Here is a 14595-nt window from a genome sequence, read left to right on the forward strand (position 1 = left end):
ACCTATCTTAGTGTCTGTAGCCATCATAATGCCTATTTCAGTCAGTGGCATGTTATACCCTTTATAACCAATAGGAATGACCTTAAACGTTAAAATTGCCCTCTATTTCGAACATTCGAGGCACGTGATGAAATTTTTCAATTACAAACAATTAGCGGCGATCAGCAGCGTCACCATGACTATTTTCCTAAGCGGCTGTGCGAGCGTGCCTACACACCCTATCGCCCAACAAATCGACCAAGAAATGGTGCTAGTTGAAGGTGGTACATTCACCATGGGTTCGAACGATCCTGAAGCGACCAAAGCAGAACGACCAGCGCGAGATATAACTGTAGATAGTTTCTACATTGCGAAGTTTGAGGTGACTCAAGAATTGTTCGAATCGGTGATGGGTTCATCTCTCAGTTATTTCCAAAACCCACAAGTTCCGGTCAATAACTTAAGTTGGCAACAGGCGAACTACTTCGTTCAACAATTGAACGAACTTACAGGTGAAGAATACCGTCTGCCGACTGAAGCTGAATGGGAATTTGCAGCGAAAGGTGGGAACAAGAGCAAAGGCTATACTTACAGTGGTTCCAATAACTTAGATGATGTTGCATGGTACTCAGCAAATTCTAAAAATAGCGCACATCCAGTCGGGCTAAAGAAGCCAAATGAACTAGGCTTATATGACATGACCGGAAACGTGGGTGAGTTTGTGATTGATGCCTTCGATGACACCTTCTACCGATTCGGTCCAACAGACAATCCTAACAACGCAAAACACAGCGACGTTGGTTTATCACATAAATCGGTTCGCGGTGGCAGCTTTGCTTATGACGAAAATGAATCTGAAAGTTACCGTCGTGACTTCGCAAGCCAATCGATCACTATGTCAGATATGGGTCTGCGTTTAGTTAAGGATACGAACTAGCTAAGGCTCTGAACTAGCTAGAGATGCGAACTAACTAAAGATGTGAACCAGCTAAATGTGCGAACTAGCTAAAGGTGCCGACGGTTATGACTCAATAATCTTCACAAACAATCCTAAAAATACGATTCGCACTGTACACACGTTAGAAATCTGACCAAACGTTAGAACTTTGCTGCAATACTGAATAAGGAAACTCTATGCAATACACCAAGCTTTCAGGACTGACACTCGCGTTACTCTGTGCTCTCCCAGCTTCGGCTGCAGAAAAGCCAGATCTAGTCCTTCAAATCACGGTAGATGGCCTGCGCGCAGATCTAATCGAACGATATAAGCATAACTTCGGTGAAGGTGGTTTCCGGTACTTAATGGATGACGGCACTTACTACACCAACGCGAACTACCAACATGGCAACACGGAAACGATCGTGGGCCATGTGTCGCTTGCAACCGGTGCGCCACCGAGCGTACACGGCATGGTAGGTAACGTTTGGTATGACCGTAGCGAAGAGCGTTTGGTGTATAACGTCGAAGACGGCAACTACAAAATGTTGACCTCTGGCGCAGGTGTCGACAAAGCAACTGAGATCGACCCAACGCAAAAGACAGCACAGGGCGATGGACGTTCTCCGGAGCCAATACTTTCCACCACGTTTGGTGACGAGTTGACGATTTCCAATAGTGGCAAGTCAAAAGTGTTCGGTGTATCAGTGAAAGACCGCGGCGCTATCTCATTGGCGGGACACAGTGGTAAAGCCTTCTGGTTCTCCAAAGCGCAATCTGAGTTTGTCACCAGCAACTATTACTACGACGAGTATCCAGATTGGGTATCACGTTGGAACGAGAAAGCGATTGCTGCTCAGTACTCGAAACAGAAGTGGGAGCTCTCGTTACCACGTGAGAAGTACACGCTTCAAGAACACGATACCGAACACAAAGTGAAACTCGGTGACTTCCAACGCACCTTCCCTCACCCTTATGGCCCTGCAAGTTACAAGTACTACAGCACAACGCTAACCGTTAGCCCGGCCGGTGACGAGATCACAGAAAACTTTGCAAGCACACTGTTGATGCAAGAGAAGCTAGGCCAAGGTGAAGTGACTGATTATCTGTCTGTGAGTTTCTCATCAAACGACTACGTGGTGCACTTATACGGCCCTGAAAGCCTAGAAACAGAAGACAACCTAATTCGACTTGATAAGACGATCGCCAAGCTTCTTAAAACCGTTGATAACCAAGTCGGGCTAAAAAATACATTAATTGTGTTGTCTGCCGATCATGGTGTCCCTGAATCTTCACCCGCGGCAAATGCGCTTGGCTTTAATCAAGCTCAATACTTCAATAAAGATACACTGCTCTCGAGTGGTGTTGAGAAACGATTGAAGAATGAATTTGGTCTAACCAAAGACGCAATTCGCTTGTACGCACAGCCTTATATCTATCTGAATCACGATTTAATCGCAGAGAAGAAACTTGACCTAGCTAAAGTGCAGGAAGCGATCGCCGATGAAATAGCGAAAGTGAAGGGTGTGGCGTTTGCAGTATCAAGCAGCGATATTGCAGCGAACCGAGTGCCTGATACTCATGTGATGCAGCTAATCAAAAACAACTACCACCCTGCTCGTTCTGGTGACGTGTATGTGGTATTTGCACCGCGTAGTTACATTAACGACATGGAAGGCCTTCAAATCGCCTCTACGCATGGCTCGCCATGGAAGTACGATACGCATGTCCCTGTAATCTTCGCAGGCTACGACGTTGAAGCTCAGAAGATCTCGCGGGCAATCACGCCATACGACATTGCGCCAACACTTTCAAACAAACTGGGTATAACCCAACCAAGTGGATCAATTGGAGAGGTGTTACAAGAGGTCACTGAGTAGAGTATATCTCTAAGGTTTCGTGAGCTAGATTTCGAATCCAGCACACACTCATTAAAAGAGTCGTTTATCATATTCAGACTGATTCAGTCGAAACAGATAAGCGGCTCTTTTTGATCGATAAAGGATAGGTTGAATCTAACCTAGTTCTTACCAGAATATCGAAACGCTTCTCTGGTCAGCTGATCCAACTGGTCATCATTCATCTTGTTGTGTACAACCGTGATACGACCTAAATAAACCAATGGGACTTCTGCTTCACGCTCTTCTAAGTGAAACTTGATCGCTTCGGCCGTTGCCACACCAAGGTCATCACTCATTCTCATTGGAGTCGCATCCAGTTCATCCGTACGTATCTTTTCAATCTCTTTCGCTGTACCGCCCCAACCCGTCACATAGATTTCAGACAACATGTCGGCATTGTTTAATGCATCCACCGCTCCCATGGTCATCGCAGTATTGGCATTGTGAACCATGGTCACCTCAGGGAAATTACCGAGCACTAAACGAATTCCATCGGCACCGCCTATCTTCTGGTATTGCCCAAAATGCTCATACACTGTTAGCCAATCACCTTTCTCTTCTACGCAATCAATGAAACCTTGCGAGCGTTGAGTATCTGTTATGCCCGGTATCCCACGATTCGCAGAAAATTCTACGTCGTTGCCGAGCTCTTTCACCACATGGTCACACAGGACATCGGCCCCCATCGCGCTTGAAAAATCGAACCAGCTATCCGGTTGATGTTTCCATTGTTCATTAGGCGTGTGAAAAGCCCAAATAAAGGTTTTGAACTCTGTCGAAGCAGACAGTTTTTGAATATTCTCAGCTTGAATACCCAGCTCAGAAGGGCCGAAAATAACGAAGTCGTAAGGGGTTTCAGAGTTCAACACTTGTTCGGTGTATTGGGTCTGCAATGAGTGCTCAATTTGCCTTGAAGTGAACTCGCTGATCTCAAATGGTAACTCCAAAGCGACGAGCCTTTGCTTCAATGCTATGTAATTTCTTGTCCAAAAGTCAGAAATATCTGCACTTGGGTAAATTAATGCAATTCTAACCGGTTTTTCTACCGACATTGGAGCCAAAAGAATCGGTTCGCCACTCACAGTCTCTTGAAATTTTTCGAGTTTCTGAGCATCAGCCTCCACCCTTACCCGGTCAGACTTGGCGTACAAAGGGAAGGAAAAACACGCTGTCAGTAGGGTTAGCAAGACGTTTTTACAAATTTGACCCGGCATAACTGTTACCAAATGTTTGAATGTTTATTAACATTATTATAAATATAGAGCGATTATAAGTTAAAGCGTTTTATAAGCCATATGAATAAGAGATTAAATTTTGCGAGTTTGTTGCTCGCTATTACTTGCTACTCTCAGAGTTTTGCGGGTAATCATGAAGACGATTTCTTCCAATATGCTGAAGAAAAAGTGATGCGTGCGGTTTCCAACCAGCGAACGTGGAATGGCCCCACACAAGGCCCTGCCGTGCGCCATGAAAAGAACGTTATTTTTGTCGCGTCTGATTTACGTAATGGTGGCGTTTATGGCGTTGGGAAAGGCATATCTGAAGCCATTTCTAACATCAATTGGCACCTTAGATTCATCGATGGATTAGGCTCAGAAGTGCGCCAAGGTGCAGCTATCAGGAAAGCGATTGGTTTTGAACCCGATGCCATTGTTTTGGGCGGCATTGACGCTGTCCGACACAAAACCATTTTGAAACAAGCTGAAGATCTGGGAATCGTTGTCATTGGATGGCACGCGACTGAACTTGTCGGTGGTAATCCAGAAATAGGTTTATACACCAACATCACCACCGACCCTCTCGATGTGGCGGAAGTGGCCGCGCTACTCGCGATTGTAAACTCAAACGGTCGAGCTAGAACCGTGGTGTTCACCGACCCTAACTATGAAATCGCGATGATCAAAGCCAACGCGATGGTCAATACCATCAAGCGTTGCAGCACTTGTGATGTACTTGAGCTTAACTATTTACCGCTCGATAAAATTGCCGAGCAAATGCCTGCGACATTAAAGAACCTAGATGAGAAGTACGGCGAGAAAGTCACTCATCTCCTGGCAATCAACGACCTGTACATTGATTATGCTATCCCTTCTTTGGAATCAAACCTAGAGGAGTACCGGTTGATACCACAAAACATCTCAGCGGGTGACGGTAGCAAGGCAGCGTACAAAAGAATCAATAGCGGTCAATTCCAACTAGCAACAGTACCTGAACCCTTATATCTACAAGGCTGGCAAATAGTCGACGAACTCAACCGAGCATTTAATCACATGCCGCCAAGTGGCTACTCTGCCCCTGTGCATCTCGTCACGCCCGATAATGTTGAAGAGCTCATCAGCCAGTCAGACAAAGGCATCTACGACCCTAAAAATGGCTACCGTGAAGCGTATCTGAAAATTTGGAAGCCACAATGAAATTACCTCAGATAAACATCACCCAACGACTCATTATTTCGAACCTGCTTTCGCTTTTGATTGTCAGTTTTGCTGTCATCATGGTGATTCGATCTCTCTATTACGTCGAATCGACGCTTAAAAACGAAACTTCTACACACGTATCAGACTTGATTGTTAACTCTGAAATCAGCCGACGCGTATTTACGCTCACCTCTCGAGTTAAGCTACTTGAACAGACTTTTTTGTTCAGTGAAACCACACTGTCGGAAGAAGCATTTAATGTCGATTTCCAGCTTCAACGACTCAGAGACCTATCAACTAACGAAGGTTTCTCGCAAAAAATTGATGCCTTTATCGATAACTTCCATCGTTTCTTAGGCAGTTCGCTCGCATTAAATCGAATTCTAAAGCAGACCAATCAAATCGACGCCGCCTTAGCCGAACAGCTTGACCAGCTCGAATTTGCGATAGCCGACAGCAAGCTTAGGCACTTAGACCAACCAAATTTCATTCGTTATAACAATGAATTAGATCTCATCAACATGTTGAGAGAGTCGTTTCTCACTTCAGGAAAAATGGTGGGAGACATTCACAGTCGCATCACGCCAGAAACGGAGAAAGTACTGCTTATCGAGGTCGAGAAAGAACTCGATATATTCTTACTCCACTTAGAAAACGTTGATATCGAAACGACAGCGGTTATTGCTGAGAAAAAAAGAATCAATCGAACGGTGAAACGATACAACGCCGCTTTAAAACGCATTAGAGCGAAATTGGAGCAGCGTTGGCTGGTAATGGCTTCGCTCTTAGTCGCTCAAAGCGACCTGTTAGAGATGGTAGAAAAAACCGAGTCACGCGTACAAAGCCAAGCCTTAGAATTAACCGACCAGCTTGAAAAAGAGATCGGTTTATCAAGAATGAACGCCATTATTATCAGTTTTTCAGCCGTTGTATTATCGATGTTGTTGGTTCACCACGTTGTTCGACACCACATTCGAAAGCCACTCAATGCACTGAGACATGGCTTCGATCGTCTAGAGTCTGGAAGCCTAAAAAATCCAATTAACTTGGGCCGAAGTGACGAATGGTCTCACTTGGAGAAAGCCTATAACGATATGGCTTCAAGGCTATCTAAAGCATACCTAGACCTCACGGAAGAAAAAAAGAACTTCGACTTCCTCGCCCACCACGATCCACTGACCAGTTTGGCAAATCGACTATTGGCAACCAAACAGTTAGATGAAGAGATCAGGAAATCCTATGAGAACAACGCCTCTTTCTTGCTGTTCTATCTCGACATTGACGAGTTTAAGACCATTAATGATTCTTTAGGGCATGCACCAGGTGACAACTTATTAGTCAATGTCGGGCACATATTGAATAACTTAGTGGGTGATAAAGGATTTGTTGCCCGAATGGGTGGAGACGAGTTTTTGGTTGTTTACTCAAACATTGGGTTAGACGAAGGCGAACCTATCGCAGACCGCTTAAATCAAGCGTTAAGAAAGCCTTATTACATCGATGATAATTCTATCTTTGTATCGGCGAGTATTGGTGTGTGTGAGTACCCTACTCATGGTTTAGATCGTGAAACCCTAATCAGAAATGCGGACACAGCAATGTATCACGCAAAGCGAAACGGCCGAGATCAATATCGCGTCTACGCGGACGAAATGACTCACGAGGTAAACGACTTGATTGAAACCAACATGGGGCTTCATCAAGCCATTGCCAATGACGAGCTTGAAGTCTTCTTCCAACCCAAAGTCAACTTAGACTCGCAAGACATCATTGGTGCCGAGGCTCTAATACGTTGGCGTCACCCTAAACTGGGCTTATTGCCGCCCGTCGATTTCCTTGAGGTTGCAGAAAAAAGTGATCTCATTATCGACATTGATAAATGGGTATTTAAGAAAGTAGCGAATCTGATTACCGAATGGCAACGCGCGGGAATGGACCTACAGGGCGTGATTTTTTCCATCAACTTCTCAGCGAGAATGTTCTATATGACCGATCTCGCAGACCAGTTACAAGTGATACTCGACGAAACGGATTGTCAGCCTCATCAGCTGCTTCTGGAAATCACAGAAAGGGATATGATGCGAGATTTCGAGACCTGTTCAAGGACCATCGAGGTACTTCATTCTAAGGGTTACAAGATCGCTATCGATGATTTTGGAACGGGTTATTCTTCGTTGTCGGTGTTGAAGAATCTTTCCGCCGATTGCGTAAAATTAGATCGAAGCTTTATTGAAGATATTAACTCGTCAAAAGTAGATTATGAGATTACTTGCGCGGTTCTCAAGCTCGCGCAAATACTCGATTTCTCAGTGATTGCAGAAGGCCTTGAAACCCAGAATCATGTAACGACTCTACGCCAGATCGGTTGTAAATACGCTCAAGGCTATTTCTTCGCGCGACCTTTGCCTATTGATGATTGGGTGTCCTACTTCTTGCTTAACTCAGAACAGAACCCAAAAGAGGCTTAGCATCCGTTACTTAAATCAAACAATTCAGTAAGTTAAGTTCCTTCACTGATTTATGATCAAACAAGGGCTGCCTTCGGGCAGCACCAAGCGAAACATATCTGAAGAGTCCCACATGACTCTAACTTGCAGGTCAATATCCCGCTCCCTTGTAGTAAACACCGCTTACCTTAGCTCAGGGATAGTGGCTTTCTTTCCATTTAAAATCGCGCGAATGCTTTCTATAAAAAAGCCCTTTAGAAGCTAACTTGATAACTCTTTTGCTGCCGCTTTGAGCTTAGTGCGCAACCACTTGTGGCTAGGTTCGTTAGTGCGACTGGGGTGCCAAATCATACACACATCGAGGTCTTCCAATTCGAATGGCAAAGGAAGAGTTTTAACGTCATATTTTTCAGAAAAGCAACGCACCGATGACATAGGTAGCACTCCAATGTAATCAGAGCCCTCAATAACAGGCAGCATCTCAACAACGCCAGCAGCTCGATAGACTATTCTACGTTTTTCAAGGTCACTGTAGTGTTCAGAACTCAATAAGCTTCTACGTGCATGCCATCTTGAAACAACCACATGATCAAGTGATAAAAACTGTTCCATATCGATAGTGTCACCAATCGTGGGATGGTCTTTACGACACACCACCACCAGTTCCTCTTTAGAGATCACCTCATGCTTGAGCATGGTTCTTCCTCTTGGCGTCATATCGATAATGACATCATGTCTTTGCAGCCTTAAATCAGACTCGTAATCTTCCGTAAATAGAGGATGAACTTCTAATGCGATACCAGGTGCGACTTGACTGATTAACTGCATGACTCTTGGCATCATTTCATAACTCGCTGCGGAAACGCAGGCAATTGAAAACACACGGCCAGAGGTTTTAGGGTCAAAATCTCTTGATGCGGATAAGGTAGAAGTAAAGTTTTTAAGCGCAGCAGCCATTGCTGGATAGATATCGATAGCGAATGTGGTTGGCTCTACGCCAGAAGTAGTTCGATGAAACAGTGGCTCGTCATAGATATCTCTCAACCTTGCAAGCGCTTTGCTCACAGCTGGCTGGCTTATATCCATGCGATTAGCAGCCCTAGATAAGTTCTGCTCTTCATAAATAGCGACAAATATAGGAATTAGATTGAGTTCGGTACTTTTCATACAGTTCCATATTAAAGAAGCAGGTTCCCTATAGTAGAGAACCTGCCGATTTTGTTCGATGCGAATAACTAAAGTTTGCTACTTAGTTCTATCTTTTAATTCTGGCAAGGCTTTAGGGATTTTCAAGCGGTCGAAAATTGAACGAGAATTGCTTGAGTTTGATTTATCACTGGGTAATTTACGTAAGCTTTTCCATAAACGAGTAAATACGTTTTTGTCTTCACGCCCTTGTTGGAGGGATTCACTGTCTTCTAGCCAACGCTTTTGTCCATTCAATTTACCAAGTTGTGCTTTATCCAGCTCTAGCTGAGAGGTTTCGTTTCGTAATTGACGATAGATAAAGGTTCTTAATGCAGGCCAATTACCTTGCTTAAGTAAACGACGTAGTACCAACCAACCTGGTGTTGGGCGGTTCGCATAATAACGTTTAACAGAAACAAAGCACGCCACACTGAACAACAGTGCCAGACCAACGCTAATAAACACTGACATGTAAGCCTTGATGAAAGATTGGACTGTGTGTTTGGCTTCAAACACATTCCCTTTTATCACCACGGTTTCTAGGCGTTGATTCTTGCTGTCCCACCACTGAAATGAAAACTCTGGCAACGTAAATTCACCGCCCTGCTGAATAACATAAACCGTCTCCTCAATTCGACTGGAACGGTAGTTACCACGATCTTGAGTATCATCTAAACGATTAGGCTGCGGGTAAGCTTGGTATTGCTGGGTCGACTCATTGTTCAACACGTCCGGCAGTAAAACAGACAAACTGTCTTTGGCCTTGATGGTTACCGTTCGAGTAATGGCATCGCCTACTTTTAAGTTTTCACTCGAGCGTTGCCATTGTTGCTCTATATCTACTTCTGTTGCAGAAAACCAAGGCGATTCATTATCAAGTAAACCTGAAGGCAACGAAGCTTCAAACTTAATTGGCTGCGTGTAAAGCGTGCCGCCAACGTTAGAACCATCAGGTGCAGAAACTTGGACGCGAACCGGCACGGTTGGAATGACAAACTCGCCAGAAGTCATCGGATAGAGCGTCACTTCCCATCGTTGACGCGACCATGTAGTGCCATTGACCCGTTCCGTGTAATTAGTCGCGAGTTGGTTACGTTGCTTAGCGATCACGTTAGGGATTTCGATACTGCCGATTCGAGTCCCTCCCGTTAACCAACGCGGCGTCGCCACCTCAATATTCAGAATTACCTGCTCATTAACGCTCACTTTAGTCGGCGTTATCTTATCGCCTGACTTTGGCTTTTCCCCTACCCAAGCGATAAGCTCAACGTCACCACTTTTTTGGAGATCGAAGATATCGGCAGCAGAAGCAACAAAAGGAGAAAACCAACTCAATATAAGAGTCATCGACAGTAACCACTTATGGGTTCTGAATCGCACTCTCTTTGATTGAATGGCTTCAAGAGCTAAATCATATCGACTCATTGGGTTTGCTCCTGTTTTGATGCCTGTTCCTGTTTTGACGCTTGTTCGATGGAAGGTGCAGGGTCTCGTAGCTGAATTTGGAATTTAGATTTTAAGAAGAACTTAGGGTCCGCTTCTACTCGTTTTAACCACTTATCGGCAAGCTCTTGGCTACCCAAAATTTCATTGGCATTAAGCGTTTCCTTGAGCATCAATTCCGCTACCGTTTCTTCTTCAGCGCCATCACCCGTTCGCGGCTGATCGTCTTCGAGTTCTAAAGACTCTTCAGGGCCATCTGTGGTCCCGGACTGACTTTCACTGGTTCGGTTTACCTCTTCGACAATCCCACTAAGCACAGCAAGATTGTTCTCCACATCCGTTCTTAGTTCTGGTGACAGATCCTCTTTCTCGCTTAATGATTTCAAAAGGTCTCGCGCGGCAAGGTATTCACGCTGCCTGGCTAATGCGCTCGCCGCGTTGTATAAACCAAGGTCAGTTTTGGTTTGTAGGAATGCACTGTGAGCGAGCTTAAAATCACGAGCATAGTAGTAAGCCGCACCTTTTCGCATTGGGTCAGTAAAATGTTTTGCCGCTTCAAGGTATTCTTTCTGATTCAACAGGCGTTGACCTTGCTGGTCGGGCGTTAACCATAAGTCCCACCACCATTGAGCTGTTTTGTCCCAAGCCGTAACCGACTCCACCACGACGGGTTTCTCAGCGGTTAAGTTGACTGTTTTCGCTAAAGTGTTTGGTGAATAAATACTGCCTGAAATCACTAGACCAACGACACACCACTGTACCAACCACCCTTTTCTGAACCATAGCAACATAATGAAAGCCATTGGAATAAGCAGTCCATAGCCCATGTCTTTCCAAGGCATTGAAGATTCGCCGTTGAGCTGCATGTTTCTTTCAACCGCTCTGTTCAGTTGTTGGATATCCGAATCATCAACGGTCACCTCAACCACTCGTCCACCCGTCTTACTCGCTAAGTTACGCAGTGAATCTAGGTCGACTGGGTTATCGCTCACCACATTACTGTTTCCTGCGGCTAGAATGAGCAACTGATACGGATTGTCGTTAAAGAAACTCTCGTACGCCCTAATGGTGCTTGGGTTTACACCATCTGATACCAACAGTACAGAAGAGCCTAACTCACCAGACAGTTGCTGATTAATCAATGGCAGTGCTTCTTCTGCTGACTTACCTGATACCGGCATGATATCGGGAGTGATAGCCGCTAGAAACGGTTCGAATACCTTGCTGTCTTGAGTGACGGGCATCGCGACGTGTGCGCTGCCTGCGTAAACCACTAAGCCCGTATTACCGCCTTTCCGAGCTGCCAATAAGTCTCTAATTTTCTGCTTAGATCGTTCCAAGCGACTCGGTGGTAAGTCTTTAGCGAGCATGGATTCACTGTTATCAAGCACAACCAACATCGACGCTTTGTCTTCACCAAAAGGCGAAGCCTCACGTTGCCATGTTGGGCCAGAACAGATAATGATGGCGATAGTCACAATCACTACCAATAGCTTCAACGGCAGTTGCTTACGCCAGCCTGTTTCGCCAATCGTCAATGCATCACGTAAGTGTGCAGGTAGAATGTCTTTCCACGTTGGTTTGGTCTCTTCTCTCCAACGAACCCATAACAGGAAGAACATCGGAATAAAGGCCAACAACCACAAAGGTCGGATAAAATAAAACTGGGTGAATAACTGTTGTAGAGTGAGAGAATCAGGCATCATCCTCTCCTTTCAATTTTTTAGTTTTAGAAGCCAAAAGCGACCTTCTACGTAAAGTCGCCAGACTAAAGGCCGTCAAATACATCACAACAACAATCGCCATTAAGTAATGGTGCAGTCCCTGTTTAGGACGATAAGTGGTACTTTCATATAACTGTGGTTCTAGCTCACCAATCTGAGCGTAGGCTTTGGTCAGTTCGTCGCGGTTAAGCGCCTCAAAGGCTTCGCCACCAGACTCTTGAGCCACTCGTTTGATGGTTTCCATATCCAAAGCCACTTCACCAACGGTTTGTGGGTCACCCATGGCGATCACGTGAATACGAACGCCTTTCGCATTCGCAACTTTGGCGGCATCAATCGGTTCAACAAAGCTTCCCGTATCATTACCGTCGGTTAATACGATCACGACCTTCTCTTTTTCGTTGGCATCAACACTTGAATCTTGAACGGCAACACTTTGCTTTTCGCTTTGTTCAAACACCTTAATCGCCAAGCCAATTGCATCACCTAAGTGCGTGCTTTGCCCTGCCATAGCGACATCGGTTTGATTAAGCAGTTCAAGCCATACATCTTGGTCCGCGGTAAATGGCGTTTGTACAAACGCTGCATCACCAAAAAGAATCAAACCGAGTCGATCCCCTTTTCGGGTAGTCGCAAAATCAGCCAGCACTTCTTTGGTCGCGTCCAAACGAGATATTTTATCGCCCCGCTTAGAGGTAAAGTCTTGTTCTGCCATTGAGCCAGACAAATCGACCACTACCATCACATCACGACCTAATTGTTCGCGAACTTGCGGCTCACCAAGAATGGTTGGTTTAGCGAGCGCACACACCACTAATGCCCAAGTAATAATGAGCGTGGTTCGTTGCCACCAGCTTGGTGTTAGCTGGCTTGCCCCTTCAGACGGCGCTTCACCAATAGCTTCAACCAATTCACTGAAAAATGGCACCTTGATGGCCATTTGCTTGGTTCGATAAGCTGGCACAGCGAAGTAGACCAACAAAGGCAGAGGTATCGCAATAAACCACAGCGGATGCGCAAATTCAAAGCTGGAAGATAAAACATCAAACATTGTCTTGCCCCTCAACCGTTACCTGTACATTCGGCTTGTGAAGTTTTAGCCACATCATCGCGGTTTGAATTACCTCTAATCGCTGTTCAAAGCTCAAACGCACATTAGGGTCAATTAGGCTTTGCATCCATAATTCCGAAACTTCATCGGCAAAGAACGCATTGCTGTTTTCACTTGTGTTAGCGCTAACAGGCAGATAAGCGTTCAGACGGTTTACATAGGCTTTTCCAAACAGCTTTGCATTACTGCTGTCTAGGTAACGAAGTACCACTTTCAGTACTTTGAAGGTTCGTTCTGCTGAATTTTTGTCTCGTGCATCCAATATCATGAGCTCTTGAAGCGCTTCTTTGCGATAACGGTTATTCCACCATTTCTGCGCCAAACGATAAGCCAGATAGATAGCGACCAATAACAGAATAACGCCAAGGATCTTCCAGCCGATCGTTTGAGGAGCCCAGCTCACACTGTCAGGAATCGCTACATCGTGCAGTTCGCGGAGGATATAGGTACTTGGAGGAGTATGTTCAACAGCCATTTAGCGCCCTCCCACTAGCTTCTGCAGCTGTGATATGTGATTGCCCGACGTGTCTAATTCTATATAAGGGAGGTTTTTCATCGCCATCAATTTAGCAAGGGACTGTTTCTGCAGTGCCGCTTTCTGAGCAAGACTTTCACTCGCGAGGTTTACCTTAGATTGGCTATCCAGATTAAGTTGAAAACGACCATCACCCACCACCCAGTTTGCGCTTGCAAGATCTTGAGGCAATGACTGTTCTAATGGATCGGTGACCATAATGGCCAAGATATCGTTGTGTTGCTGTAACTGCTTTAGTCGATCGAGATGTTGTTCTTGGCAGTCTCGCCAGTCACTAATGAATATCAAGGTTGATTGCTTGAGTCTCATTCGCTTGAGCAGCTCAATCCACTGGCTAAAACCAACACCCTCGCTGTCACTCACACTCACGTCTAAGCTTTGATTAGCCTTGGTAAGATGCTTTAACTGAGCCAGTAAATCAGACTGTGAACGTTGAGCTTTGGTATGAAACAGTTTTTGGTGCGAGGCCAAAACGAAGCCGACACGATCACCATCTTTAAGCACTCGCCACCCACACAGTGCCGCCACTTCGGCAGCCACAACAGATTTCATGGTGTTTTGAGAAGCAAAAAACATCGAACTGCGCTGATCGACACAGATCATCACATTACGGTCTTTCTCTTCGGTGTAACTGCGAACATGCGGCTTCCCCGTTCGCATGGTGACTTTCCAATCGAGATTACGGATATCATCACCCAATTGGTAATGACGTAATTCTTCGAAGTTCAAACCACGACCACGGAACAAAGAGTTATGTCTGCCCGAAAGTACGCTGCCCGCTTTTAAATGAGGTAACAGTGAAAATGACTCAGCTTGAGCCTGAATTCGCACTAACCTTGAATAGTCACAGTACAGTCGAGGATCAAGGCCTTGTGGTTTGGGAGCTTGTGTTGGCTTCGCCATGACGCCCCCT

At 45.3% G+C, this 14595-nt stretch carries 11 protein-coding genes and 1 pseudogene; 4 read left to right on the top strand and 8 right to left on the bottom strand.

Going from position 1 to position 14595, the window contains the following annotated elements:
• Positions 1–127: 127 nt before the first annotated feature.
• Positions 128–916, top strand: a complete 789-nt coding sequence (locus H5300_RS03710; RefSeq protein WP_182795449.1) for an SUMF1/EgtB/PvdO family nonheme iron enzyme — start codon at positions 128–130, stop codon at positions 914–916.
• Positions 917–1113: 197 nt separating this feature from the next.
• Positions 1114–2796 (top strand): alkaline phosphatase family protein, encoded by a 1683-nt coding sequence (locus H5300_RS03715; RefSeq protein ID WP_182795450.1) that lies wholly within the window; start codon positions 1114–1116, stop codon positions 2794–2796.
• Positions 2797–2936: 140 nt separating this feature from the next.
• On the opposite strand, the gene H5300_RS03720 is transcribed toward H5300_RS03715, so the two are convergent.
• Positions 2937–4031 carry a substrate-binding domain-containing protein gene (locus tag H5300_RS03720; protein ID WP_019350977.1) on the bottom strand — a complete coding sequence of 365 codons (1095 nt, stop codon included), beginning with the start codon at positions 4029–4031 and terminating at the stop codon, positions 2937–2939.
• Between the two features lie 81 nt (positions 4032–4112).
• Here H5300_RS03720 and H5300_RS03725 point away from each other — a divergent pair, with 81 nt between their 5' ends.
• Both H5300_RS03725 and H5300_RS03730 read left to right on the top strand, forming a co-directional pair.
• The gene (locus H5300_RS03725) at positions 4113–5231 is read left to right on the top strand and encodes a substrate-binding domain-containing protein (protein WP_004730499.1); all 1119 of its coding nucleotides are present in this window, start codon (positions 4113–4115) and stop codon (positions 5229–5231) included.
• Positions 5228–7702, top strand: a complete 2475-nt coding sequence (locus tag H5300_RS03730; protein ID WP_182795451.1) for an EAL domain-containing protein — start codon at positions 5228–5230, stop codon at positions 7700–7702. Before H5300_RS03725 ends, H5300_RS03730 begins: the two co-directional genes overlap by 4 nt.
• 81 nt (positions 7703–7783) lie before the next feature.
• Here the strand turns inward: H5300_RS03730 and H5300_RS28310 are convergent.
• The 7 genes and pseudogenes from H5300_RS28310 to H5300_RS03760 form a co-directional block, all read right to left on the bottom strand.
• Positions 7784–7924, bottom strand: a pseudogene (locus tag H5300_RS28310) (lipid kinase YegS); the annotation flags it as partial.
• Between the two features lie 18 nt (positions 7925–7942).
• A complete protein-coding gene (locus H5300_RS03735; RefSeq protein ID WP_182795452.1) occupies positions 7943–8848 on the bottom strand; it encodes a LysR family transcriptional regulator in 906 nt (301 codons plus the stop codon).
• Between the two features lie 78 nt (positions 8849–8926).
• Positions 8927–10294 (bottom strand): BatD family protein, encoded by a 1368-nt coding sequence (locus H5300_RS03740; RefSeq protein WP_182795453.1) that lies wholly within the window; start codon positions 10292–10294, stop codon positions 8927–8929.
• Entirely contained in the window at positions 10291–12015 is a 1725-nt protein-coding gene (locus H5300_RS03745; protein ID WP_182795454.1) for a VWA domain-containing protein, read from the bottom strand. The genes H5300_RS03740 and H5300_RS03745 overlap by 4 nt, the downstream gene beginning before the upstream one ends.
• On the bottom strand, positions 12008–13087 hold the full coding sequence (locus H5300_RS03750; RefSeq protein ID WP_182795455.1) for a VWA domain-containing protein: 1080 nt from the start codon (positions 13085–13087) through the stop codon (positions 12008–12010). The genes H5300_RS03745 and H5300_RS03750 overlap by 8 nt, the downstream gene beginning before the upstream one ends.
• Positions 13080–13622: a DUF4381 domain-containing protein gene (locus tag H5300_RS03755; protein ID WP_182795456.1), complete on the bottom strand. Its 543-nt coding sequence runs from the start codon at positions 13620–13622 to the stop codon at positions 13080–13082. The genes H5300_RS03750 and H5300_RS03755 overlap by 8 nt, the downstream gene beginning before the upstream one ends.
• Complete coding sequence (locus H5300_RS03760; RefSeq protein WP_182795457.1) at positions 13623–14585, bottom strand: DUF58 domain-containing protein; 963 nt, start codon at positions 14583–14585, stop codon at positions 13623–13625.
• Positions 14586–14595 lie beyond the last annotated feature (10 nt).

Origin of the sequence: Vibrio sp. SG41-7, assembly GCF_014164465.1 — a bacterium.
Taxonomy (GTDB): Bacteria; Pseudomonadota; Gammaproteobacteria; order Enterobacterales; family Vibrionaceae; genus Vibrio; species Vibrio splendidus.